General features: G+C 39.6%; 23 protein-coding genes, 1 other RNA gene and 1 pseudogene. 12 read left to right on the top strand and 13 right to left on the bottom strand.

Going from position 1 to position 25,559, the window contains the following annotated elements:
* Positions 1–29 precede the first annotated feature (29 nt).
* Both H5114_RS01445 and H5114_RS01440 read left to right on the top strand, forming a co-directional pair.
* Positions 30–221 (top strand): CopG family transcriptional regulator, encoded by a 192-nt coding sequence (locus H5114_RS01445; RefSeq protein WP_101085561.1) that lies wholly within the window; start codon positions 30–32, stop codon positions 219–221.
* Positions 222–471: 250 nt separating this feature from the next.
* On the top strand, positions 472–816 hold the full coding sequence (locus H5114_RS01440; RefSeq protein WP_011636566.1) for a zinc ribbon domain-containing protein YjdM: 345 nt from the start codon (positions 472–474) through the stop codon (positions 814–816).
* A gap of 717 nt (positions 817–1,533) precedes the next feature.
* Here H5114_RS01440 and H5114_RS01435 read toward each other — a convergent pair.
* The 3 genes from H5114_RS01435 to H5114_RS01425 form a co-directional block, all read right to left on the bottom strand.
* Positions 1,534–1,863: an HNH endonuclease gene (locus H5114_RS01435; RefSeq protein WP_310736379.1), complete on the bottom strand. Its 330-nt coding sequence runs from the start codon at positions 1,861–1,863 to the stop codon at positions 1,534–1,536.
* A gap of 53 nt (positions 1,864–1,916) precedes the next feature.
* Entirely contained in the window at positions 1,917–2,456 is a 540-nt protein-coding gene (locus H5114_RS01430; protein ID WP_182722012.1) for a hypothetical protein, read from the bottom strand.
* Between the two features lie 329 nt (positions 2,457–2,785).
* Positions 2,786–3,649, bottom strand: coding sequence for a hypothetical protein (locus tag H5114_RS01425; protein WP_182722011.1), 864 nt, complete (start codon positions 3,647–3,649; stop codon positions 2,786–2,788).
* Positions 3,650–4,342: 693 nt separating this feature from the next.
* Between H5114_RS01425 and H5114_RS01420 the strand changes: the two genes are divergently transcribed.
* Positions 4,343–4,870: a hypothetical protein gene (locus tag H5114_RS01420; protein ID WP_182722010.1), complete on the top strand. Its 528-nt coding sequence runs from the start codon at positions 4,343–4,345 to the stop codon at positions 4,868–4,870.
* Positions 4,871–5,421: 551 nt separating this feature from the next.
* Here H5114_RS01420 and ssrA read toward each other — a convergent pair.
* Positions 5,422–5,777: a transfer-messenger RNA gene (gene ssrA / locus H5114_RS01415) on the bottom strand.
* Between the two features lie 145 nt (positions 5,778–5,922).
* A complete protein-coding gene (smpB, locus tag H5114_RS01410) occupies positions 5,923–6,411 on the bottom strand; it encodes an SsrA-binding protein SmpB (RefSeq protein WP_124016830.1) in 489 nt (162 codons plus the stop codon).
* 249 nt (positions 6,412–6,660) lie between these two features.
* Here smpB and H5114_RS01405 point away from each other — a divergent pair, with 249 nt between their 5' ends.
* Positions 6,661–7,098 carry an SRPBCC family protein gene (locus H5114_RS01405; RefSeq protein WP_124016831.1) on the top strand — a complete coding sequence of 146 codons (438 nt, stop codon included), beginning with the start codon at positions 6,661–6,663 and terminating at the stop codon, positions 7,096–7,098.
* Positions 7,088–7,423, top strand: a complete 336-nt coding sequence (locus H5114_RS01400; protein WP_124016832.1) for an RnfH family protein — start codon at positions 7,088–7,090, stop codon at positions 7,421–7,423. Before H5114_RS01405 ends, H5114_RS01400 begins: the two co-directional genes overlap by 11 nt.
* Before the next feature lie 303 nt (positions 7,424–7,726).
* On the opposite strand, the gene H5114_RS01395 is transcribed toward H5114_RS01400, so the two are convergent.
* Positions 7,727–8,230 carry an outer membrane protein assembly factor BamE gene (locus H5114_RS01395; RefSeq protein WP_124016833.1) on the bottom strand — a complete coding sequence of 168 codons (504 nt, stop codon included), beginning with the start codon at positions 8,228–8,230 and terminating at the stop codon, positions 7,727–7,729.
* A 307-nt stretch (positions 8,231–8,537) separates the two neighbouring features.
* Here H5114_RS01395 and H5114_RS01390 point away from each other — a divergent pair, with 307 nt between their 5' ends.
* The 6 genes and pseudogenes from H5114_RS01390 to H5114_RS01365 all read left to right on the top strand — a co-directional run bounded on the left by H5114_RS01390 (position 8,538) and on the right by H5114_RS01365 (position 18,374).
* On the top strand, positions 8,538–9,374 hold the full coding sequence (locus tag H5114_RS01390; RefSeq protein ID WP_182722009.1) for an SAM-dependent methyltransferase: 837 nt from the start codon (positions 8,538–8,540) through the stop codon (positions 9,372–9,374).
* Positions 9,375–9,703: 329 nt separating this feature from the next.
* On the top strand, positions 9,704–9,916 hold the full coding sequence (locus H5114_RS01385) for a hypothetical protein (RefSeq protein ID WP_124016835.1): 213 nt from the start codon (positions 9,704–9,706) through the stop codon (positions 9,914–9,916).
* Between the two features lie 6 nt (positions 9,917–9,922).
* Positions 9,923–11,671, top strand: a complete 1,749-nt coding sequence (locus H5114_RS01380) for a GGDEF domain-containing protein (protein ID WP_182722008.1) — start codon at positions 9,923–9,925, stop codon at positions 11,669–11,671.
* Between the two features lie 1,691 nt (positions 11,672–13,362).
* On the top strand, positions 13,363–15,015 hold the full coding sequence (gene aceB, locus H5114_RS01375; protein ID WP_124016837.1) for a malate synthase A: 1,653 nt from the start codon (positions 13,363–13,365) through the stop codon (positions 15,013–15,015).
* Positions 15,016–15,106: 91 nt separating this feature from the next.
* On the top strand, positions 15,107–16,423 hold the full coding sequence (aceA, locus tag H5114_RS01370; RefSeq protein WP_182697954.1) for an isocitrate lyase: 1,317 nt from the start codon (positions 15,107–15,109) through the stop codon (positions 16,421–16,423).
* Between the two features lie 496 nt (positions 16,424–16,919).
* Positions 16,920–18,374: pseudogene (locus tag H5114_RS01365) on the top strand (HDOD domain-containing protein).
* A 124-nt stretch (positions 18,375–18,498) separates the two neighbouring features.
* On the opposite strand, the gene H5114_RS01360 reads toward H5114_RS01365, so the two are convergent.
* The 4 genes from H5114_RS01360 to H5114_RS01345 all read right to left on the bottom strand — a co-directional run bounded on the left by H5114_RS01360 (position 18,499) and on the right by H5114_RS01345 (position 21,439).
* Positions 18,499–19,104, bottom strand: coding sequence for a nuclear transport factor 2 family protein (locus H5114_RS01360; RefSeq protein WP_124016839.1), 606 nt, complete (start codon positions 19,102–19,104; stop codon positions 18,499–18,501).
* A 45-nt stretch (positions 19,105–19,149) separates the two neighbouring features.
* Positions 19,150–19,974 (bottom strand): M90 family metallopeptidase, encoded by an 825-nt coding sequence (locus H5114_RS01355; protein WP_182722007.1) that lies wholly within the window; start codon positions 19,972–19,974, stop codon positions 19,150–19,152.
* A gap of 345 nt (positions 19,975–20,319) precedes the next feature.
* Positions 20,320–20,733 carry a CopG family transcriptional regulator gene (locus H5114_RS01350; protein WP_182697957.1) on the bottom strand — a complete coding sequence of 138 codons (414 nt, stop codon included), beginning with the start codon at positions 20,731–20,733 and terminating at the stop codon, positions 20,320–20,322.
* A complete protein-coding gene (locus H5114_RS01345; RefSeq protein ID WP_182697958.1) occupies positions 20,693–21,439 on the bottom strand; it encodes an AAA family ATPase in 747 nt (248 codons plus the stop codon). The genes H5114_RS01350 and H5114_RS01345 overlap by 41 nt, the downstream gene beginning before the upstream one ends.
* A 430-nt stretch (positions 21,440–21,869) precedes the next feature.
* Here H5114_RS01345 and H5114_RS01340 point away from each other — a divergent pair, with 430 nt between their 5' ends.
* A complete protein-coding gene (locus H5114_RS01340) occupies positions 21,870–22,082 on the top strand; it encodes a DUF3820 family protein (protein ID WP_041413444.1) in 213 nt (70 codons plus the stop codon).
* A gap of 192 nt (positions 22,083–22,274) precedes the next feature.
* Here H5114_RS01340 and H5114_RS01335 read toward each other — a convergent pair whose 3' ends face one another.
* The 3 genes from H5114_RS01335 to H5114_RS01325 form a co-directional block, all read right to left on the bottom strand.
* Positions 22,275–22,772, bottom strand: coding sequence for a GNAT family N-acetyltransferase (locus tag H5114_RS01335; protein ID WP_182722006.1), 498 nt, complete (start codon positions 22,770–22,772; stop codon positions 22,275–22,277).
* 57 nt (positions 22,773–22,829) lie between these two features.
* Positions 22,830–23,132 (bottom strand): NrfJ, encoded by a 303-nt coding sequence (locus H5114_RS01330; protein ID WP_124016844.1) that lies wholly within the window; start codon positions 23,130–23,132, stop codon positions 22,830–22,832.
* A 555-nt stretch (positions 23,133–23,687) separates the two neighbouring features.
* Complete coding sequence (locus tag H5114_RS01325) at positions 23,688–25,424, bottom strand: bifunctional UDP-sugar hydrolase/5'-nucleotidase (RefSeq protein ID WP_124016845.1); 1,737 nt, start codon at positions 25,422–25,424, stop codon at positions 23,688–23,690.
* Positions 25,425–25,559: the final 135 nt, after the last annotated feature.

Raw genomic sequence — 25,559 nt, 5'->3', positions numbered from 1 at the left:
ATCATGTCGTAATGAAAGGCTAGCCCACTGTGGAAAATAAAACTGCACGTTTTACTGTATTAATGGACCCGCTAAAAAAGCAGGCATTTGAACAACTGTGTGCTGCGCAAGATCTCACCCCATCACAAGTCACCCGTCAGCTTATACGCGAATATCTCGAAAAGCATGATGTGAGTTTTGCTGACAATCAAAGTCGTCCCAATCCACAGGTAAAAAGCTAAGCTTTAATTCGCCTATTGTTAGGCTATTCGTGACGTTAGTGGTAATCCCAATCGTTTCGTTAGCAGGTGAGTGGATCAGCTGGTTTATTATCCTAGGGTAGTCAATTTGTGATAATAGCATTATAATGTCATTACAATATTCGGCAGGGTAGATACTTTTCTACCTCACGCCAATCGATAAAGCCTGTCGAACTGCGTATTAGCGCTGTTAACGTGTTCGACAACTGCCAAGAACACAGAGAGTAAAGATATGAGTGATGTAATCCCGCCATGCCCAAAATGTGAGTCTCCGTACGCTTATTCAGACGGCACATTGTTAATTTGCCCAGAATGCGCCAATGAGTGGAACCCAAATGAAGAAGTGGTTGATCCAGACGCTATCATTTTAAAAGATGCCAACGGCAACTTATTAGCAGAAGGCGACAAAGTCACCTTAATCAAAGACCTTAAAGTAAAAGGTTCATCACTCGTGCTTAAAGTTGGCACTAAAGCAGTGATCAATCATTTTGTCGACGGCGACCACGACATCGATTGTAAAGTGGATGGCAATGGCCAAATGATGCTGAAATCGAAGTTTGTTAAAAAACAAAGCTAATAACGATTGAACTAGTCGTTATATGTGACCATTAATCAGCTTGAGGCTGATTAACAAAAAATCCCTGCAGGCAGCAATGCCAGCAGGGATTTTTTTATGGACAAGGGTTCAAGGCCCGCCGCCACATGGTTAATGTGCTTTGAATTATTTCAAAGGTATTGATCGGGTAATTTGTGGGTTCGATTTTACTCTTATCTCAAGTTAAAACATAACATCAACGTCGTGACGCTTCGCCCACACCAGACCAAGAGGAAATCAACGGCTATTCCCTCTTGGAACTCCCAGCCGCCCCGCAACATTTTCTGAACAGCGAAAAGGTCGCCATGGGGATTGATCTAGCTTTTGACCGCACTTGACTTCGGCCTCAGCCTTATTCGAAAATGCTAACGCTTCCGATGGTACATCCTGTACCGCGAAAGCTAGCGGGCCATCCATGGCCAGCTCACGCTATTTTCTTCAACGGCCTCAAGTTCAAAGCTGAATTTAGGCTTTTTCAATCAAGGAATCTAAATCATTTATGGACATTAATGCGTTAGTGCAAAGGGTCTAAAAATGGGTAGTAGGATTAGTAAATGTATGGGGTTCAATTAAAATTTACACTGCCCCTGCATATCTACCATCGCTGCCGTAGACAAAGCCCGAACCCCACTAAATTAGGTGTTCGGGCTTGTTCAACACTTGGGATAAGGACGCCGCTTCGCCGCGGCCTATCCTTATTTATATTTTAGAACGGAAAACATTTTCTCTATGGTAGGTTAAGAAAGGTATATGACCTCTACAGGTTTCTCTTAATGCCATGTTTGGATTAATGCCAAATATTTTTGCCGTTGTTTCATCAAGATGAGGAGATAATTTTATTTTCCCTCGGTCACAAAATGTTATAAAACCTTTGTCGAAAAGTGCATCATAGTTAGGCATAAGTAGTAAACTATTCATTGGGTCAATAGCCTCATTTGTATCGCAATCTCTCCATGGTTTGATATGAGAAGCAATTAGGAGCTCTATTTTTGTACAACCACTTAACGAGCAGCCCTTCCAATGATTTATACTCCAACTTCTAAATTGCCCCTGACCTAGCCGGGCTTTAACATACCTTTCTTTTATTTATCGAGGAGATTAGATATAAATTCTTTTTTTGAATCAATATCTGTTAAAGCATCAGCATAATATCGTTTTTCTACTATTCCGAGCTGCTCAAGCGCACTTGCTACTTCACTTTTCAAGATCCATTGAAAATGATTATTTTCATCTCGTGATGAGCTAGCATCGCAAATAGTATAAGTCCAACGTAAGTCTTTATCATCATTGAGAAGGGGCTCAAAATTAAGTAATTCGGCTATTTTTCTAGAAAATGAACCATACCACTCATTTCCAGTATTGTATTTATCTCTACCAGCTGCTTTTGCTAGTTTAGTTGCGCTAATCAATCGATTTTGTTCATAGTAATGTGCTTTTAACATCGCAAATCCAGCTTCTACTTTTACACCAGTCTTATTTAAAAGAGACGATAATGCATTCACGTATTCATCAACTGTTAATTCACGCACAAATACCCCCTGAAATATAACGCCGTGCTCTGCGGCAAAAATGGAGCCTGCGGAATTTTTGTCCGACAGCAGCGCCTTGTGTACGCCCATCATGGGCATGAACTAATGATGTGAAGTCCTCTGTAGGAAGATCACCGTTTAAATAACATACTGTTATTAAGAGTTAACTACTAGCGAATAGCAAGGGCTTATCCGCGAGGATCGGTCTAGAGGAAGCCGCTAGCAAATCTGCGAGCTGATGAACAAGAACATCATATGAGGCGTAGGCTAAAGGTGAGTTGGCAAGGTCAGCCCGCGAAGCAAGGGTACAAGACGACGGAACCACGTAATCTAATGGCCACCGCAAATGATGCTGTAGTGCAAAGACAGTCAGACAGTCCATGCTCTTACCTGGGGAGATCTGCTTAACACGCGATTAATATCTAAACCTTCCAACTATTGAGTTCTAGATGGTTCGGATCAAGGTTATATTGCTTGTTCAGCTTAGGGTGATCTTTTATCAAGCTAATCATTTCTTGAATATTATCAATCGGATTTAGGCCATAAGCTACATCAAGCCTTTTCACAACTTCTTTAAAATAGGGCTTTGTCCCATAAAATTTTATAGCCTCATTACTGTGATATCTAGAATCCTGTGCTATAGCTATCATCCAGAACATTGGTCGCCACCATGAATAAGAAAAATCGCAACGCCCAATTACATCAATAGCATCTTTCTGATAGGCCAATATAGTAAAAAAATTTATCAATTCATCAAGCTTGTACCGATCATGCTGCTCACCAACTTTGAATTCATCATAATTTTTATAATGGCTTACTTCTTTTATGCGTTCCCATGAGATTACGTTAAGATGTTTTTGTTCTGCGACAAAAAATCTTGAAACTAAGAAGTCAAAGTATTCTTTACTTGCAACAGCCGGAATTAAGACGTTCATTGAAGAATTTTTAACTTCTTGAAAATATTCACTACAATATGTCCTGAACAGCTCAACAATTGCATTTTCTTTTGCATAATCCGCAGTCATTTTATTTGCTTTGGCGGTTTCATCTAGAACAACTCTAGTATCTTGAAGCTCTTGAATTTGCAAATAAACAGTAAGAATTACCCCACAAAATGCAAAACCGGCAAAAAGAGCATTAATACTGCTAAACAAATCTGCTATTGGTTGATTTGTGAAATTTTTTAATATATTCGGTTGTATCCCTATATACCAAGCACCCAACCATAGTCCCAGAATCAAAGAACTAGATACAGATATTAAAAAAAGTGTGGTTTTTCTCTTCATTTGAGTTCCTATAATAAAATCAATAAATGTTAATAAATCATATAGAAAGTTACGTAAAAAATGATAATTAAAATTTCATCAATATCGATACTTTTGGTTGGCATCTGTGAGTAAATAACGGGATTGCCGTTAAACAAGTATCCCTCCTTACAAAGTGCCTTTGGATAGAAATTGCTCAGAACAGTTAAGGTCTGAGACTTATAGACACTTTTTATGCTTCTTACATTAGATTAATCTTCGATTATTTGATAGTTCTTTGCCCTGTCACGTCTAGGGGCACGAACGTGTCAGCTGCATTCCTCTCACACGTATCTGGACATTTCCGTGTTACAAAGATCGTACAAAGTTTGGTTTTCAGATAACTTCTAGTACCCCAATTACCTACAAATGCCTGGTCAAAACTACTGAACCACTACAACAGGCCTGTATTCAATATTTCTTGGAGGATTTACTAGGTTTAAGCCCCTGAGTATTTCCCGGGGTATTTTTATTGTCACGTCGACGTTGGTCAGGTTTCCCTGTTGAATCCGTAATTGGTTTTGGTCCAGGTTTTAAGAGACATATCATTTGTCCATAAATGTTTATGAGTACATCGTCCACATTTCTGGAGATTGAGAAACTCAAAGTTATGCAAAAAATAGAAAGTTATGTAGTATTCCTTTTCAGTTATTTATAATTTAAATGGTGAAATGGATGTCTAAAATTGTGTTGTCTATTGTGTGTTTATTATTTGTTGCTGGGTGTACTCCTGTACAGCGTAGTCATTATCAAACAACATCGATGCCTAGAGTTGATTGGCCAGTGGACGAATATACTAAAATAGCTAGTAGAACAGGGCAAAACCATGTGTCTGGCCAATGTTTTCTTAAAACAAGAGGGGGTGATGTTAAAACCTGTGCGGGAAATAAGGTAATGCTTAACCCTATTTCTAGTTATTCTACACAATTTGTTAAAGCTGTAATAAAGCAAAATTACGGCGTAGGAGTTGAATTAGGATTAGTAGATAATAGAATTTATAACTATTTGGTTGAAGTTATTGCTGATGGTGATGGTAGATTTTCATTCTATAACGTTCCAGATGGTGATTATTACATTTATTCTACTGTAACTTGGGAAGCTGGTACTGGTTACAATGGCGCAAACCAACTTCAAGGCGGATGGGTTTTTAAAGAAATTTTAGTAGATTCTAAAAGTAGAAATGAACATATTCTAACAAAGTAAAACGACCATCAAGCTTGTAAGTTATTTGTTACAACTGACGTTCACTGATTAGATGAAGTGGCTAATTTATTTTAGCTACTGTTTTGTAAATCAATCTGTGATTATCATTATAAAAAGTTATGCCACTGGTTAAAGGTAATAACTCATTTTGGGGCATAAATGATTTGCATACCTTGCTTGCAATTGGCGTGATTCAACTCTGAACTTGAGGACGTTGAAGAAAATAGCGTGAAGCTCACATGGATGTGAGCTTAGCTTTCGCGGTACAGGATGTACCATCGGAAGCGTTAGCATTTTCGAATAAGGCCGAAGCAGGTTTCAAATGAAGTTAAAAGCTGGAGCAATCCCCATGGCGACCTTTTCGCTGTTTGAAAATGTTGCGGGGCGGCTGGGAGTTCCAAGAGGGAATAGCCGTTGATTTCCTCTTGGTCTGGTGTGGGCGAAGCACCACGACGTTGATGTTAGGTTTAAAAATGAATTAATATCAAGTTGTCATGCAAAAATAGACAAACAAAAAGGGCTTAGCATTGCTGCTAAGCCCTTCTATAAATTGGTGGAGGCGGCGGGACTTGAACCCGCGTCCAGAAAGCCTACATCCTCGGCACTACATGTTTAGTCTCTCTTTTATTTAACCAAGCAGTCTCCGAAAGACAGGATGCTACTTGGTGAGTCCGGTACTGTTTCGCGGTTCACCCCCGGACGGAGTTCCCTCGCTAGCACACTGTAATATGACCATCAGAATCCACTGTCCACGTGCGAAACGTGTGGTTGATGGCTAGCTAGCCTAAGCTGCTAGAGAGTAGTTAGAGTCGTTTGCAACTATAACGGTGCGGCTTTTTACGAGGCCAACCGCCCCTCGACATGCTCCTTGGGTTTCGTGAATCCTGTCGAATCCAGAATCGCCCCCAATTGAGTTAACTATAACGCTTTGTGAGATGAATACCTAGTATCCATTAACAAAATATAATCGTTTGTTCACTATCTGTTCGTTATAGGCCTATGTTCAATAACAACTTATCAGTTTTCATCGTTTCAGTGGCCTATTAACAATATTAAGCGTTTTCTTTGTCTTTTTTCATTACGCGGGCTTTTTCGATTTTCCACTCGCGTTCTTTGGTGTCTTCACGTTTATCGTGATCTTTCTTACCTTTACCTAAGCCTATTTCGACTTTTACCCAGGCACCTTTGCGCCAGTACATTGATAAAGGAATTAACGTATAGCCTTGACGTTCGATTAAGCCGGCAAGCTTGTCAATTTCACTGCGCTTCAATAGCAGTTTTTTGGTTCTGATTGGATCGCATATTACATGGGTTGAAGCAGTATTCAGTGGTTGAATAGTACAACCATGCATAAAAGCTTCACCCTCTTTAATATAGACATAACAATCCGATAAATTGACTTTACCCATGCGAATGGACTTAACTTCCCAGCCCATAAGTTGTAATCCCGCTTCGATTTTGTCTTCAATGCGGTATTCAAAGGTCGCGCGTTTATTGCGTGCGATGCTCGCTGAGGCGTTTGCTGATTTCTTTTTTACCATTATTATTACCGTTCTGATTGCCGTTATTGACCTGAAGGATGGTGCTGGACAACCCGCAGTGAGCCCATTTGATAAACTCTATTATGTTTACTAACTATAATAGATATGGGGGAGATTTATGATATTACAACGATTATACCGAGTTTCTTGATGATTGTGTTATTTCCAACGCGATTTAACACTCTCAGAGATGCCTTTTTTGTTTAACGTGATAAAATCCCGCTATTGTATTAAGGATTGTGATGTCAGATGCCTAAGATTTCCAAAAGTATGCTGGTTAGATTTAGTGCCTTAGAAATGTATGATTTAGTCAATGATGTTGAATCGTATCATGCTTTCCTACCTGGATGTGTTGGGGGTAAGGTACTGGAATTTGATGGCAAAACCATGGTGGCATCAGTTGATGTCAGTAAAGCCGGGATCAGTAAAACATTTACTACTCGTAATCAAGTGGTGCAAGCTAAATCTATTTCACTTGAACTGGAAAATGGTCCCTTTAAGTACATGCATGGTCTATGGAAGTTTACTGAACTAACCGAAGATGCATGTAAAGTTGAGTTTGATTTAGATTTTGAATTTTCAAACATGCTGGTTGATATGGCGTTTGGTAAAGTGTTTAAAGATTTAATGTCGTCTATGGTAATGGCGTTTACCGATAGGGCAAAGGTGATTTATCGTGATGAATGAAACAGAAAAGTTTTCGGTAGATGTTATTTATGCATTACCAAAACAGCAGAAAATTATTTCGGTGATGGTGTCTCCAGGTACCACATTTATTGAAGCCGTTAAGCAAAGTGATATGGTTAAATTTTTTCCAGATATTAACCTTGAAGAAGTTAAGCTTGGGGTGTTTAGCCGCCAGGCCAAACATGATGAGGTGCTTGTTCCTGGGCAGCGTGTTGAAATATATCGCCCACTAATTGCCGATCCTAAAGATGTTCGCCGTAAGCGTGCCGAAAAAGCTAAAGATGAAGGTCGTATTAATAAAATAACCGGTGCTAAAGTTAACTAAACTTAGAATAATATACGTTTATCAAAATGTGCTTTAGGCCTTTGAGTATTATCCTTTGGGTCAATGATGAGTTTATCGCAAGTCAATGGATGCAATAAGCAGGGCAAAGTTTGCAAAATAAATCGTCTATGTTAATTTTTAAATAGGTTAAGCACAGTTATTTGGGCTAATTTATCCATGTGTTAACGCTAGTTTAAGGTTAACTCGATTGATGTGTGGCAATGAAAAAACGCCAAAAAAAAAGCAGGACTCTCATGAGAGGTCCTGCTTTTTTTTGGCATAAATCACATGTTATTGTGTGGCTTATGTTGGTGTATTATCATTTTCTGCCTGGTTCTTTAATGCCGGACGTTGTTCTTCAACTAACGGTTTTGCATCTGGGCGAATTTCAGGTAGTAAAGGCTTCATATCTGGGTCGTTAACGGACGGCAATGAGCTTTGTTCCAGCGGAGTATTAAATTCTTTACTGAGATCGTAATCGCCGCTAACACTGGAAATTGTGTCGCCATTAAAGTGAATGATCAACTCTTTATGAGTAATGCTAGCATCTCGACCACTTTTGAAATGATAGACATAGTACCAAGTGTCATCAGAGAAGCTGTCGCGTAATACTGGGCGACCTAAAATATATTCTGCTTGTGCTTTAGTCATGTCGACACGAAGTTTTTCGACTTGTTGTGTTTCCATGTAGTTGCCTTGTGGCACATCTGGTTTATATATTAACCAGTCAAATACACTGCATCCGCTAAGAGATAATGAAAGCGCTACTGCGCTTACAAGGGTAAGACTTTGTTTTTTGTTTATCATTGTCTGCGCTACTTCCTAAATTCTGTCGGTCATCATACCCAAGCTGTCCCTATGCTGACAAGGGTCTATTAAAAGATGTTGTGGCTTTGAGTCAATTTAGCGCCCTAAGTTCCATTTTTTCAGTAAATAAATCTAAGGTAAATTTTCATATTTATTTAACGCATTACAGCAAATGTTGGTAGGATGTTGTTAAATCGTTCAATTTAAACGACCGAACTAAATTATGTCACTATTAAGTGCTATATCTAACTAAGCATTTATTATTAATAACTTTATCCAAGTTGCAGCGTTCAAAAAAGAAACAACAATGACTATTCAGCAATCGCAAAGTGCAACATTATCCAATGTAAAAAAAGGCCGTCTGATTTGTGTTGGAACAGGATTGCAGTTAGCAGGGCAAATAGGCGCGTTGAGTTTGAGTTATATTGAGTATGCTGATGTGGTGTTTTCGTTAGTGCCCGATGGTTTTTCTGAACGATGGCTAATGTCGCTTAATTCTGACGTGCGTTCGCTGCAGCCTTATTACGCACAATGCGGCGAGATAAAAAACCGCCGTGCTACTTATGCTGAAATGGTTAATGCTGTTTTGCGTGAAGTACGCCTAGGTAAGTTAGTCGTATGCGCCTTATATGGTCATCCTGGAGTATTTGCTTGTGTTGGGCATTTATCCATAAAACAAGCTCGTTTGGAGGGGTATGATGCGAGTATGTTACCGGGTATTTCTGCGGAAGCTTGTTTGTGGGCTGACTTAGGTATCGATCCTGGTAATAGTGGCCATCAAAGTTTTGAAGCGACTCAGTTCATGATTTATCATCATGTGCCCGATCCTACTACGCATCTTTTACTGTGGCAGATAGCCCTAGCGGGTGAACATACTTTGACTCAATTTAGTACCACTAAAGCGAGGTTACAGATTTTGGTTGAGCACTTAACGCAATGGTATCCTCTTGATCATCAAGTGATGATATATGAAGCCGCAAATTTGCCGTTTCAATCACCAGTAATCGAGCGCATGGCTTTGTCGTCTTTACCTGAGGCTAGATTGACCCCAATTAGCACACTATTGATCCCTCCCGCTAAACAGATCACATTAAACCATGACATGTTGGCTAAGTTAGGTATTACCGAATCAGATATAGGTTAAGTATCTGTTAACATTAAAAGGTAATATGGCATAATCGTGCTCTACACTGAACGTTTTGGTTTATATCTTGACCTGATATAGACAGCAGATTAATTGAAGGTGAAGTTGCAATTGTTAATTTTTTTATAGTCAGTTTTTTGTTAAAATTGTTAGCCGATACAAGTTAACAACTATCAGCGTTTGTTGTTAAACTGACTTGAGTGTAAAGTACGCACAAGTTTAAAAAGCTAGTTAAATCAGTTGAATGTACTTTATGTGTTGAATTGTCAGATGTTATGTCATTATGCCCATAAATTAACAATAAAATTATTAAAACAGAGAGTGACAATATGTCAAACATGAGTGCCTTTTTTACTGAGCTTGCGACTAATGCCCTGTTATTAGAAGCATATAAGCTTGATCCTCGTGCTGTCATGAAATCAAATGGATTAACACAAGAAGAGATTGACGCTGTAATGTCGGGAGATAAAGCACGTGTGAGCCAGTTAGTTGGTGATAAAGACATGGCTATGTACATGATTATAACTAACCCTACAGAGTAATTATTCTTGCATCATACATCGAGGTATTTTTTTATTATCATCGTGTTGCTTTTTAGCCGCGCGGCGATAGCTGACAATATCGATTATGATAAAGAACTCGATACTATTGAACAATATTTGGCGACAGATACTGGTTATGCAATTAAAAAGATTGAAACCGTATTAGCCTCTGAATCGTCACTTACCTCATCACAACACAGCCGCCTACATAGGTTGGTCGGTTCCAAAGAGCTTTATTTAGGTCATTTTGTCGCAGCAGATAAAGCTTTCGATGAAGCACTGATAGACGGTCCAACTGGTGAAGAACTCACCAATATTTATCTATTGAAAATCACTGCAAATATTGGGCTTAGCAACTACCAAAAAGCCTTTTCTCTTCTGGAAGAAAATCTTTCTCGTATTGATAACTATCAAAACCAAAGTATCAAAATAAAGTCTTATAACCGTCTGATGAATGTGTATTTACAGCTGGGCGCTTATGATGAAATGTTACGTATAGCAAAATTGTCGCTGAATTTAAATCAAGGTAAAGACCCAAAAGATCAATGTTATTCAATGTTATACCTGTCGGTGGCCCATTCAAAATTAGCTCATTTTGACCAAGCTGATGCATTATTTAAAGACACTCAAGCTTATTGTAAAGATCATGGTCTGCCATTAATTGAGATCATGTCTATTAGAGGCTTGGCTACAGTGCTGTTTGATAAAGGACAATATGCGGCTGCAGAAAGTTTGTATCTTGTTGCTTTAGAGCGTTACCAAAAGTTTAAATTTGAAGTTGAAATCAATGAGATAAGGTCTTATTTAAGTGTTATTTATTTTCATTTAGGCGATTACCAACAAGCTGAAATGTATGCGCAAATGGTTAATGCGTTACCTAATAAACCCAGTAACATGATAGTGAAAAAACGAGTTAACGAAACTCTTTCTTTAATTGCAGGTAAACGCGGGCAATTTGATAAAGCATACCAGTTTCAAGTTGTCGCTTCTGCACTTGGCCAGCAGCTGCTTGATGAGCAGAAAGTCAAAGAAAATGCTTATCAAATGGCTCGCTTTGATAGTGTTGAAAAAAGCCGTGAAAATAGCAGTTTGATCCAAGATCACGAGTTACTGATGAAACAAAAAGATTTGTTTATGAAGGAAAAAAGTTCATCTATCATGTTCTCTACTTTACTTGTAGGTCTTTCTGTCGGTTTATTATTGTTATTGATCTCGGCTTGGCTGCAACGTAATCAATTTATGAAACAAGCGCAGCGAGATGGATTAACCGGTATTTTTAATCGCCGTACTGGACAAGAAATGGCGGAAAATGAATTTATTCAAGCTCAAACAATAGGTGAAAGATTCTCTGTTGTGTTAATGGATCTTGATCTATTTAAAAATATTAATGACCAATATGGCCACGGTACAGGTGACTGGGTATTAAAAAAAGTGACTAATGTCATCGAGGGCATGTTGAAACCGACAGATATTTTTACCCGAATGGGCGGCGAAGAGTTTGCTGTCTTTATGCCAAAGCAAGCCGAAGATATGGCTGTTGATTTTGCCGAACGAATTCGTAATGAGGTAGCCAATATTAACACTCGTTTCTCTGGACACGATTTTACGGTCACAGTCAGTTGTGGTGTAAGCACTGTTACTAAAGATGACTTAAGCCTTGATCCTTTAATTCATCGTGCTGATTTAGCCCTTTACCGAGCCAAACATAATGGTCGAAACTGCGTAATATCTTATGACGACACTATGAAGCCTTAATCATCAGCTAAGCTGAGATCATCATCAAAAGTCATCACACAAGCCCTTCGATAGCGACCATGCGTTCTACAACCTCATCACATTATCAGCAATGCAGTCTATGACTAAATGCACACAGCAACAGTAAATGGCATAGTTGTTAATAGGCTACTTTGAAGTGTATAAGCTCAATTTCTGTATAATTGAAAAGCACTTTTTTAGTGTTTGGTTAGCAGCATCCCACAGGTCATCTTACTCTTTGTGCATTTTATTGTTAAAAACGACGGTAATTGTATCGCTATTACGCCATGTGGCGACTTCATTTTTTACATAAAAATATTTTGTAAATCATGTGGATAGTACCTAAAGCGAGAATAATACCTTACAACAAACACATTCTATTTAAATAGCAAATACCATTTAGCGGATCTCTTCTGGTGGTGTTTATGGCTTATTTTTAGAGCGTCATCGCTTACGAATAAACCATAATTTGGTCTCACAAACTGCGGCAGATATAAATTGCCTTATATTGCGGCAAATATTGCGGCAAAATTTATCTTGAAGGAGCGACTGTTCTGAATAATATGAGGCGAGTGATATATTCTGCTGCTCGTTAACGGGTAAGATCTTACCAGACAGATAATCTCTATTAAGTAGAGTAGGGGCTAAGAATGAACACCCTATGCACCAAATTGCTTCAAAACAACTCTACCAAGTTATTACGACTACGACGAACAAGCACACTCCCTCTTTGATTCATTTCTGTGTCTCGTTATTGTTAATCGGTAAATTATCGACTATTTAAGTCACTTTCTGCCCGACCTCAAGCTGAATTTTGGCTGTTTTTCCTATCATCATGAGTTGCAATGCCATTTTCATTGTTTGGCTATTACTGCAATAAATCTCTGCTATTGCACCATTTTGGTTCTCTATTGCCCCATTTGTGATTGTTTTTAATTTTTTTCAAAAAAAATTCACCTTTATTTAAAACAAACCAATATAGCTGAACTTGTTGATCGGGTGACGTAACTCACATTTTTAATGACATTACCGCTGTATTTTTTAACGTTGACGTAAACGTTAATTTAAAACAGTTGTTTAAATTTGGGTTGTAAATGGATTTGTTTAAGCTTATGTTTTAAAACAATTAAAAGTGATTACGTACGGGTAAGCTAAAAACGTTATCAAATTGTTTCATTCACGAATATAGACTAAAGTTATGTAAAACAATATTTACAGTTAGTTTTTTTATTACAACCATTTTTACCAAAGTAATTTATTGGTCAATTGGTAAGATGAATTTCCAATGATTGATTTAAAGCATAAGCTCTAAAAGTTAAATCTTTTTATAAACAAGTATTTATGTGTGATTTTGTTGTTTGGTATTACCAATTTTCTGTGCTGATGACAGTCGTTTTTAACACGTTTTGGTAAACTGATAACTGTTGCAATTACAAACGTTTTTGGTTAGTTTTTAGTACGAAACAGACATTTGAAAGTTTTTGATTCAACGTCAGCTTCTTCAACGTCAGCTTCAACTTAATCTTATGAGTAAGCGGTTACTGGGCTCGATAAAAAGCATTCAATCGTTAAGTACAACAGTGATTCAGTTGATACAAGAATGTGGCATAAATGAGTTAGCAGTAGATAGCGTTATACAGTGAAGCATGACCACCAATATCAAAACAGACAGCATTTAGGGAGCCATTATTATGACGGCAGAACAACTAGTAGCCCAGTACAGTAAGTCCACAGCAAATGCTGATGATTCGGTTAAAACCGATCTCACTTTTATTGGCCCCACTGTTAATGGCCAAGAAGAGGTTTTTAATTCTGGTGCCGTGGCTTTCCTTGATTCGTTATGTGCCAAGTTTGTTGATGAAGTGCCAGAACTACTAAAACTGCGTAAGCAAAAGCAAGCACGTATTGATAATGGCGAACTACCAGACTTTTTACCTGAAACCCGTGCAATACGAGATGGCAATTGGACTATCCGTGGTATGCCTAATGATTTGACCGACAGACGAGTTGAAATTACCGGCCCGGTTGACCGTAAGATGATCATTAATGCCTTAAACGCCAATGTAAAAGTGTTTATGGCTGATTTTGAAGATTCATTAGCACCGAGCTGGCAAAAGATTGTTGAAGGTCAGATTAACCTTCGCGATGCCGTTCGTGGTGATATTGATTTTACCGCTCCAGAAACCGGTAAGCATTACTCGTTAAATCCAGATCCAGCAGTGTTAATTGCTCGTGTACGTGGTTTACATCTTATTGAAAAACACATTGAGTACAAAGGCACACCTATACCTGGTGGTTTAGTTGATTTTGCGATGTATTTTTATCACAACTACCGCCAACTTTTAGCCAAAAAATCAGGGCCTTATTTTTATATTCCTAAGCTAGAAAGTCATGTGGAAGCGCGTTGGTGGGCTAAAGTGTTTGCGTTTGTTGAAGAGCGTTTCTGCTTAGAACCTGGCACGATTAAATGTACCTGTTTAATTGAGACCTTGCCTGCAGTGTTTGAAATGGAAGAGATTCTTTATGAGCTTCGTTCAAACATAGTCGCACTAAACTGCGGTCGCTGGGACTATATCTTTAGTTACATAAAAACCTTAAAAAATTATCCAGACCGTGTTTTACCAGACCGTCAAGCAGTCACCATGGACACCAAGTTTTTAAGTGCCTATTCACGCTTATTGATTAAAACCTGCCATAAGCGTGGTGCATTAGCGATGGGCGGAATGGCGGCATTTATTCCAGCAAAAGATGAAGCGACTAACGAGCTGGTACTGCAAAAAGTACGTGGTGATAAAGAATTAGAAGCTCGCAATGGCCACGATGGCACTTGGGTGGCTCATCCTGGTTTAGCTGATACCGCAATGAAAATTTTCAATGATTACATTGGTGGTGATAGAACCAATCAATTGCACATTACTCGTGATGTTGATGCGCCGATTTTAGCCAGTGAGTTACTTGAACCTTGCGATGGTGAAAAAACCGAAGCGGGCATGCGTTTGAATATTCGTATTGCATTGCAGTACATCGAAGCATGGATCCAGGGCAATGGTTGCGTACCTATTTACGGTTTGATGGAAGATGCTGCTACGGCAGAAATATCACGCACCTCTATTTGGCAATGGATTCAACATGGCAAAAGTCTATCAAATGGCAAGCTTGTCACTAAAGCATTATTTAAAGATATGTTGAAAGAAGAAATGGCCAACGTTAAGAAGGAACTCGGCGCAGAACGCTTTAATGCAGGCCAGTTCGCTAAAGCATCAACGTTATTTGAACAAATTACTACCTCAGATGAGTTAGTTGATTTCTTAACATTACCCGGATACGAACTGTTAACGGCTTAATGCCAGTAACAGAATATTAATTACAACACCACTGAATTAAGCAAAGTTGAACGATTCACTTTGCTACCCTCACACAGAAAGGAGCGACACTATGACTACACAACTAACTCGTCAGCAACAGGTTGATGCAATTAAGAAAGATTGGGCTGAAAATCCACGTTGGAAATCTGTTAAGCGTCCTTTTACTGCTGAAGAAGTTGTCGCATTACGTGGATCTGTTGTACCAGAAAACACGATTGCTAAAATGGGTGCTGCAAAATTGTGGGAACTGGTTAACGGCGGCGCTAAAAAAGGCTACGTAAACTCGCTGGGTGCACTTACTGGTGGTCAAGCAGTACAACAAGCAAAAGCAGGTATCGAAGCAATATACCTATCAGGCTGGCAGGTTGCTGCGGACGCTAACTTAGCGGGCACCATGTATCCTGATCAATCACTTTACCCAGCAAACTCAGTTCCAGCGGTTGTGAGCCGTATTAATAACTCATTCCGCCGAGCTGACCAAATTCAATGGGGCAAAGAAGTTAACCCTGGTGATGACAATTATACTGATTATTTTTTACCAATCGTTGCAGATGCTGAAGCCGGTTTTGGTGGCGTACTGAATGCTTTCGAACTAATGAAGTCGATGATTGATGCTGGTGCTGCTGGGGTTCACTTTGAAGACCAACTCGCGTCGGTTAAAAAGTGTGGTCACATGGGCGGTAAAGTTCTTGTTCCAACCCAAGAAGCAGTACAAAAGCTTGTGGCTGCGCGTTTAGCTGCAGATGTGAGCGGTGTTGATACGTTAGTTATTGCACGTACTGATGCCAATGCTGCAGATTTAATGACTTCTGATTGTGATGAATATGACCGTGACTTTGTAACTGGCGAACGCACTAGCGAAGGTTTCTACCGTGTTAAAGCTGGTTTAGACCAAGCCATTTCTCGTGGTCTTGCGTATGCTCCGTATGCTGATTTAATTTGGTGTGAAACGGCTAAACCTTGTCTTGAAGAAGCGAAGAAGTTTGCTGATGCTATTCATGCTAAGTACCCAGATCAACTATTAGCTTATAACTGTTCTCCATCATTTAACTGGAAGAAGAACCTAGATGACGTCACGATTGCTAAATTCCAGCAAGAGCTGTCTAACATGGGTTACAAGTATCAGTTCATCACGTTAGCGGGCATTCATAACATGTGGTACAACATGTTCGATTTAGCCTATGACTATGCTCGCGGTGAAGGCATGAAGCATTATGTTGAAAAAGTTCAAGAACTTGAATTTGCTGCGGCTAAGAAAGGTTATACCTTCGTATCGCATCAGCAAGAAGTGGGTACTGGTTACTTTGACCAAGTCACAACCTGTATTCAAGGTGGTAAATCATCAGTAACAGCGCTAACAGGTTCTACTGAAGAAGAACAGTTTTAACCTATAGTCCCAACCGTTTTACAAGTTTAGTCACTTTGTGGCTGTTGTAACCCCGTGCAGCTCACCTACAGGCAGCACGGGATTTTTATCCAAGGATGTTGGATTATAAGTTTTACTTAGTTGTTAATCCTGATTGTTTGGCTACTTCCTACCCGTAAGCTTTTTAACCACATTATTTGTGATTGCGGCTCTTGTGAGCCGTTTTTTTTGCTTAATTTTTATCTCATGCTTGTTACTCTGCACATCAAACAGATTCAACTCAAATTACGTTCACTAAAATATAAATAAAGTGACGCAGTTAGCACATCATTTACTAACCATGAGAGTGATTGCGACTTATTCATTGGTTTATTGCCACGTCATTTGAAAGCAAATATCGTTGTTTTACTTTGATACGTGAGCTAGCTTGCTCTAATGACAATCTCTACAAGACACTGTGTTGAAATTGAGTATACTAAATCAATGTTTGTTACATTTAGGTTAAATTTTGAAGGCGATGACTCAGCAAAAAGGGGCTGATTATTGGACCAAGCGTATCAGTGATCAAGAAATGCCTGCATTATGTTCCACAGTGCGTGATTTAGAAAAGCTGGCTAAAGACGATGTATCTTCATTATCTTTACTCGGTCGAAGTGTCATGCACGACAACGCACTTACCTCGCGAATTTTGCGAGTAGCAAACAGTGCTACCTACAATAAAGGTATTAATCCGGTGTCGACTGTCAGCCGCGCAGCCGTAGTACTCGGATTTGATACTATTCGTAATATTTGCATTACCGCAAAACTACTGACCAGTTTACTCGAAAACAAACATCTGAGTGCCAGTGTTTATCAACGCTTGTTAAAGCTGATGGCGCAATCTTTTCAGGCGGCCATGCTCGCCAGAATGATGATGAGCGATCGATGAGAATCGTTACGTAAAGAAGTTTTTATCGCTTCTTTGTTGTATCGCATCGGTGAAAGTGCTTTTTGGAGCATGGGCGGTGAGCTAACCGAACAGCTAGATAAAAAACTGTTATCAACCGATGATAAAATAGAGCAAAACTCATTGATACGAGCTGAACTTGGTACGTCATTTATTCAGCTTACCCAGAGTATTGCCAGAAGCTGGGGGTTAGGTGACGTGTTAATTAAATCGTTAACGCAGCCAGATGAACGTATGCCCGAAATCCGTTGTATTTTTTTAGCCGATAAGTTATCGGAGATAGTATCGCAACCTAACGTTAATGCTGAAGAGTTGCATAAGCGCTTATCCCAAGCCGCCGATATGTTAGACATCAGTGTGGCTAAATTTACTGAAAAGTTTATTGATTGCAGTGAAACAACCCATAAGCTAGCTATCGAATACGGCGCTAAAGCGATTGTGTCTTATTTACCTCATACCGCTAATGTATTAGACAATATTGATGCCCCAGTTGTGCCTTCTGAGGTGCGTGAAACCAATCACGCTTATCAATTAAGTAAACTGAGGCAATTAACCCATTACGCTGCGGTAAAAACTGATTTTAATCAAATCATGCATACGACATTAGAGGGCATGCTAACCGGTGTTGGTTTAGATCGATGCGGTGTATTGTTATTATCACCGAGTCGTAAACTATTACAGCCAAGAGTGATGATGGGCGATGGCGCTGAATTATTAAAGCAAGCATTTGTGATTGAACTTGATGATCCCCAATCGGTCTTTACTCAGTGTATTGGGCAAAAAAAGAGCTTTTGGGTTAATGCACCAACCAGCAATGAATGCAAAGTACAAGTAGATGATGTGCTTGTGGAACGATTTTCCCAAAATGGATTTCTATTAGCCCCATTATCTGTTGGAAATAAAGTATTAGGCTTGTTTTATGCCGATAGGTTGGGCTCTGGGCGTCATTTTGAACAAGATGATTTTGACAGTTTTACTCACTTTAGTGAGTTGGCAAATGTGTGTTTTGCGGTGTCGATGGCATAACAAGGCTATTTAGTTATTGACTATTATTGGGTGAATTAAAGATTTATCACTGGATATTAAGCATCTGCTATTAAACAAAAGGGTGACCGTGATAATAAACATGGTCACCCTGATGAACTGATGATTATTGCATAATTAAGCTAGTAATACGTTTAGCTTTGTCGTTTGGTATCGGAAAGCTCAAATGATATTGTGCTATTTTCCAACCATCAACCGTTTGAACTAATGCACCTGTTCCTCGGCTAATGCCATATTCTGGGCTATAAAGCTGTTCGTCAAATACAATGGTATCGTCAATTTGTAGTAAGTGGCGAGACTTTACATCGTAACGCCAACCTTGAGTGGGTTTGGCATAGCGTTCAAACTCAAGCATATCCCATCGTTCTGACTTATCGGTACCAATAAACACTGCTTGTGGGTGATAAAGACTAAAATAAGTCGTCCAGTCAGCTGCTGCTGCGCTTTCATGTAACTGGTTTAATAAAGCGCTGACGGCTTGGCTGTCTTTTGCAGATAAACCTTGGCTGTCAATTAATTCATTTGCCTGGCTAATATTCTTAATCACGGCTTCGCTTTCGGAGCTTACTTGTTGGCTCACTTGCTTGTTTTTTGGTTCGGTTTGGCTTTGACCAAGTGAGGTGTCATCGGCTTCTGTTGCATGCAAGTCGAAGGCTGCTACTGTGGTCATTAACACCGCAATAAATCCAAGTCTGTTAATGATTGATTGCATAGTATTCCTTTTACGTTATGAATTATTATTATGTTGATGACTTATCTAATGCCAATTTATTGGATCTAGCTGATAAAACTGGCTCAATTCTTTATATAATTGATTATGTTGTTGGTAAAACTCAATAGGTCGTTCAAAAAATGTTTCACTTATTACAGCAAAAAACTCTGCGGGATTGGTTGCGCCGTAATAATTGAATAATGACGGGATATGCTGTTGAGCGCAATGCTGAAGTTGTTTAAATTCCTGCCCTAGAGTAGCAGACCAAGAACGATATGAGGTGATATCTCGTAAAGGAGGCGCACCATTGGCGCTGCCATCTTCTTGGTCAAGTTGGTGAGCAAATTCATGAATAACCACATTGCTGCCATCAAACGGATCTGCAGCGCCTTCTACAGTGCTGTTCCATGACAACACTACCTTGCCATATTCCCAAGATTCACCCAGCAACACATTACGCTGAGTAGAATACACGCCTGCAATATCAGTGCGGTTTTGATGAACAATAAATGCACTTGGGTAGACCAAAATTTGTTTCAGTTTAGGATAGTAATCAGTTTTTCGGTTGAGCAATAATAAACAGGCTTGGGCTGCTATGGTGACTTTTACTTCGTCATTTATGTCGAATCCGTCACAACCGACGAATTGTTTCTCACTAATAAACACTTGGATATGCTTTTTAAGCTGTAGCTGCAAGTCTGTTGGCATGGCTTTAAAGTAAGGAAAGCGCTTTTTTAATATATTACGCCATAGTGTTGGAAATGGTTTGCTAGCCACTATGCTACGTTGACGATTGAGGCGCCATTGACTACTGGTAATCCATCCAATAGCGGTCATTGATATAATGAGCAATGTTACAATCGCGATCATAGAAGGATCCTAATAGTCAAAAAGGTTTTTTTGGTTTTTATTTCAAGCTTATATCTGTGCTGACAACTTTTCGCACTACTCCGTGATGTTATTCGATAGCTTTAGCTGTGTTTGTTATAAAATATTGCCCTATGTGAGATTAATGGGGCTGTTTGTAAACAAATTCAAGCTTTAGCAAAAATTAACTCTAGGTGCTGGGCAAATATTAACTTGTGCAGCGGTATGAGAGGTTGAGTTTTTAGAAAAAAGCACTGGCTAATAAATATGACCCTCATATTTATTAGCCAGTGAAAGGGTGGGGGGAGAAAGGGGAACATCCTGACCAATCACAAAGTAAATTAACGATTAATCTTTAAAATTAGCTTCTAAGCTTTTTTGTTGTAGTGGCGATAAGCTGAAATATTGTGAAATCAATTGTCTAATCAGTTTTGACTTTGCTATGCCGCCTTGCTGGCTCAGCAAGGCTAACTGAGTGATAGCTGTCTCGCTTAAAGTATAAGTGCAGCGCTTATAAGGTTGCTTTTTGTTGTTGCTATTTGATTTTATTGCCCCCAATTTCTGCGGGTATTTACGCTGTAGAAAATCGATTATATTCGTTTGACTCTCGGTGCCAACAACCTCAGAGGTTGCCGCATGTCGAGACCCACCTTTACCGGCGGCGTAGAGATCTGCAGCTGCAATAAAGTCATCAATTGATACTGCGATGTTATTGGTTTGCTTACATGACGAAGCGTTTTTCTTGAGATCGGCTAGTCCCATAATTTCCTCCCAATGTGGTCACATTCGATGCAGTATTGCGCTGTTTAAGGAGTTGCTTTGCATCGGTAATCTCAAGTAATTCGCAAGCAATACTGCGCATCTCTTCAGCTGCTTTACCTTTGGGTTCTAATTCAAATACTGATAAGCCCGATTCTTCACTGTCGTCATAAATGTTACGACTGTAGTTAACTGCATCTAATACGTTAATATCGTAAGTACGACAAACATCTTTTGCTTCGCTGATTCTACTTGCTTGGTTAGGTAAGCTCGGGCATTGTGTGATTACAAATGATGCTTTCATTTTGGGATTTATCATCAAACAAGTGGACACGATATCGTCCATGTGGCTGACCGTTTTCAAGTCGCGACGTTTTGGTCTTAACGGCATTAATACATGTGATGCAACTGACATAGATGCTCGTAAGGCAAGGTTATCTTGACCACCACAATCGACAATTACATAGTCATAATGTTGCTCTAAGCTGAGGAGGTCATTACGGATTTTGCCATAAAGCTGTACGCAGTTTATCGCCGATAATTTGGGGTTGTTGTTACGAGCCTGGATCCAGTCTGATGTTGTTCTTTGTGGATCGCAGTCGACCATAATCACGCAGGCATCTGCCTCTTGGGTCAGGAACACCGCAATATTTTGCGCTAAACAGCTTTTACCGCTGCCGCCTTTCTCACCACCTACTAATATGATCATCTATACAGCCCTCCCAACCAAGTTTGTTATTTACCTAAAAATAATTCTAAACTCACTTTAAATACTGAATTAGGTTTGGTCAATTAGCTGATTTTTGACAGTTTTTTATAAATGTCGCCTAGATGTTTAATTGACTAAATTAGCTTGTACGGCAAAAAATTGACAACATGGTGTCGCACGGAGGAATGTTATTTAAAAGTTAAACTTTATAATCACTTAAAGCACTTTACTGAGGAACATGTACCCCATTACTGGCCAGCTAATTTGGCATATTATGCTTTCATATCTTGTTGATACACTTTTTACATCTTATTTTTACTTTTGTTATTCGAAATTGATATAAGTAATAGTTGGCGCTATGAGGGACTTTTTTACGGTTTGCAGCGTGTTACACTTGGGTTTTAACCATCAAAGCTGTGGGACCGAAGTCATGAATGAACAACAATTATTAGAAGCGATTAATCAAACCATGCCATTTGGTAAATATGCTGGCCGTAAGTTACTGCAGTTGCCTGAACCTTATTTAGTGTGGTTTCATTCAAAAGGCTTTCCAGAAGGTAAGCTTGGTGAGCAGCTTGCATTAATGTATGAAGTGAAGCTCAATGGACTAGAGGAAATGCTGCAACCGCTTTTAAAGCGGTGACCTTGGTAATAAGCGATGGCAAGCGATAACGAACGTAACAGCCCAGAGGCTAGGGCGGACTGCGTCCTGCTAGATCGCTACGCTGCTAAATAAAGCGGCCAAAGCGTTCGCTCGTTATCATCCTAGCATCTTGGCTTTTAACACTTATACCGTTACCGCTAGTCACCGTCCTTTTGAGGCCTCTCTTGGCGCTCAGAGCGCTTTTTTCATGTAAAAACCGGTGAAAGTTTGGCCACGTTTTTGTTGGTAGCTGACTTGTTGTAAGGCAAAACCCATGGCCTCAAACAAAGCTCTAGATAAATATGACGCATCGACACTGACAAATGGATATTGTTGCTGCTGTGCCCAATGTTCAAGGTGTTGGTATAGCGAGCTTGCTATACCTTGATTTTGGAAGCTGGGGTGCACGTATAAACAGTCAATATAACCTTGGTGGTTAAAATGAGTCTCTAGGCTAATAAAACCGATGACCTGTTGCTTGTTTAATGCAATCCAAGCTTTATTTCGCTTGTATTGTAATTGCCAGAACTTAGCTGAACGGGGGGCTAATGACCATGCATCAAGTTTTAGTTTCGGGTATCTCGGATGTTCAATACCTTGCACAGCAGTATGGTATAACTGGCTTACTTGAGTAGCGTAGGACGCTGAAAAATCAACGATTTGACTTGGTTGATTTATTGAGTTTTTCATAAAAAAGACCAATCGGTAAGATTGGTCAATTATGTAAGATTTTTGCGATAAAACGTACTATTTTTTATTAATGTTGCCAACAAACATGATTTTATCAAATGTTCTGTTTAGGCTTGAACTTTTAAAATCGGTCATCCACATTTGCTCAGACACTTCAACTTTATCGCCTTTATTCACTTCAGTTTGTGGGCCTGCTGCCCAGTATGTTTTGTCGGCTTCTTTTAGCTGAACATAGGTGTAACCGCCACCATTCATAGTGTCGATGACTTCTGCTTGATGCAAAGCACCTTGTGCCCACACAGAGGAAACACCTAAAGCCAAAGTGGCTGCGGCAGCAAATGCGATTAATTTAGCTTTCATGTATGTATTCCTATTTTATCTACAGATGACACTGGATAACGAGATTGGCTCAATTTTATGCTATTTAACCATCTCAGCTGATTATGGTCTGTGATCTAGCACGAATAATTGTTATCTGCCAGCGGTTAGGTATTACCACTAGATGGTTTAATCGTGATGGCTAATGTAGTGAACATTAGCAAATAGTTGCCCACTCTTAAGTTGTCGATATCGGCTGACAAAGTCGTAAAAGGCTCTGGCAGCGTTTGAGTGTGCCAGTGGCTAGGTATTATCACTAGTTGATTTAATCGTGATGGCTAATGTAGTGAACATTAGCAAATAGTTGCACAGTAATAAGCTGTCCATGCTGGCTTGTAAAGTCGTAAAAGGCGCTGGCAGCGTTTGAGTGTGCCAGTGGCTAGGTATTATCACTAGTTGATTTAATCGTGATGGCTAATGAAGTGAACATTAGCAAATAGTTGCCCACTCTTAAGTTGTCGATACCCGCTGACAAAGTCGTAAAAGCCGCTGGCAGCGTTTGAGTGTGCCAGTGGCTAGGTATTATCACTAGTTGATTTAATCGTGATGGCTAATGTAGTGAACATTAGCAAATAGTTGCCCAGTAATAAGGTGTCCATGCTGGCTTACAAAATCGATAAAAGCTTCAGGCAGTGTTTGATTACTAATGGGTTGCTGCCAATGAGCATGTAATAATGCCTCGTATCCTTCTTTACCTGCAGCAGTATAAGAACTTGATACTCCCAAATACAGCTTATTAGGTTCTAGTGTTTGCCATTGATCGTCTTTGTAGATATCAATCTGAGTTATCCTTAAGCCTTTAGCTTGCTTACCGTCATAAAAGTAGCGCAAGCCATAAGGGTAGGGGAAACTGCCTGCGCCTGTACCCATTATGCCGTTATTGGTCGCGGAGTTTATCGCGGACTCTAATGCTTCGATAACGTATTTACCTTGAATTTTATATAAGGTAAGAGGGAGTTCAAAGGGCAAAATGCGCCCCACAACATCGGCTAAAGATAATTGGCCTTTGTTCAGTGACTGTCTTACCCCACCAGCATTGTGCAAGGCAAAATCTATTGTTGGTTCAATATTTTTAGCCGCTTTATACATGCTTCGACTGACCCAGGGGGCGATTTCACTGCCATGAGGTAAGTGTTTGCTTGGTAAGCGTGTATGGACAAAGTCGCGAGGAATATGGCCAAGGATTTGATTTTCTATCGCATCTAATGATGGTCTGTATTGAGTATGGATTACTGAGTGAATATGTTCATCATGTTGTGCGTCTTTAATGCTCGGATGAGCAAAAAGTTGTTTGACTAAGGTTGCGGCAGTATTACTGTCTGTGGCATGACCGTCTTTGGTGGTTACTGTGATGTTTTCATCGACCATAAAATAGTTATTGCCCTGTAACTCAACTATTTTGCCATGTTGATCAAAACATATTTCAGCCAAGCCAATTGTTTCTGCATATTTACCTGCATGTAAAATAGGCGTTGAATTAATCGTTTCTGCATAAGGAATATTACTCCAACCAATATCACTCAGTTGGCCTTGCAGTGTATGAGAATGACCGCCAACAATTAAGCTGATCCCATCAACTTTTGCAGCAAGTTCTCGATCTTGATCTAAGCCTAAATGGCTCAATACTATGATGTGATAGATACCCTGCTGGTGTAAGCGTTGTATTGTCCGCAAAGTCGTGTCGATGGCGTTGGCAAAGTGGGTGTCAGGATCGGGCCGTGCAATTAAGCGCATTTGATCTAATGTAATACCAATAATGGCTAACTTAGTGTCATGAAATGGCTTAATTAATACTTTGGCTGTTTCAGTTGAGTCATCAAAATCGTACAGCATTGGATGGCCATAAAGTCGGCCCGATTTATGTCGGTCTTCTTGGCTGAGGTCCATATTGCCAGCTAGTACCGGAAAATCGATACGGTTTAGAAAAGCTTGAACTGGGCTATTGCCTGCATCGACTTCGTGATTACCTATTACCATAGCATCAGGTTTGAGTAAGTTTAGTAAATGCGCGTTGGCTGCACCTTTAAACTCTCTAAAATATAATGTCCCTTGAAAACTATCACCACCATGCAAAAAAATAAAAGGCGACTGTTTGATTGCTGCTTGTTGCCTGGCGTGTTCAATTTGATAACCTAAACGTGCATATCCGCCAGAATGTGCTTCGAGGGTATATGATTTTTGTTGATTCTCGAGGCTAAACTGAACGGGGCTGGGTTCAAAGTTAGAGTGGGTATCATTAATGTGGGCTAAAGTTAATGTGTAGCGTTGCTTCATAATTTCCCTCTTTAATTGGAAATCGATTCTAACATTATTTTACTCATGTTGGGCGCCAAACCAGGTGAATGTTTGATTTTCGATGCGATAGCAAGGCTATTTGATTACTAGCTAATCTTGGCCAGCATCTGTATA

Origin of the sequence: Shewanella sp. SR43-8 (assembly GCF_014163775.1) — a bacterium.
Classification (GTDB): domain Bacteria; phylum Pseudomonadota; class Gammaproteobacteria; order Enterobacterales; family Shewanellaceae; genus Shewanella; species Shewanella vesiculosa.
The sequence above is the reverse complement of the archived record's forward strand: the minus strand, read 5'-3'. Positions and strand labels throughout refer to the sequence as shown.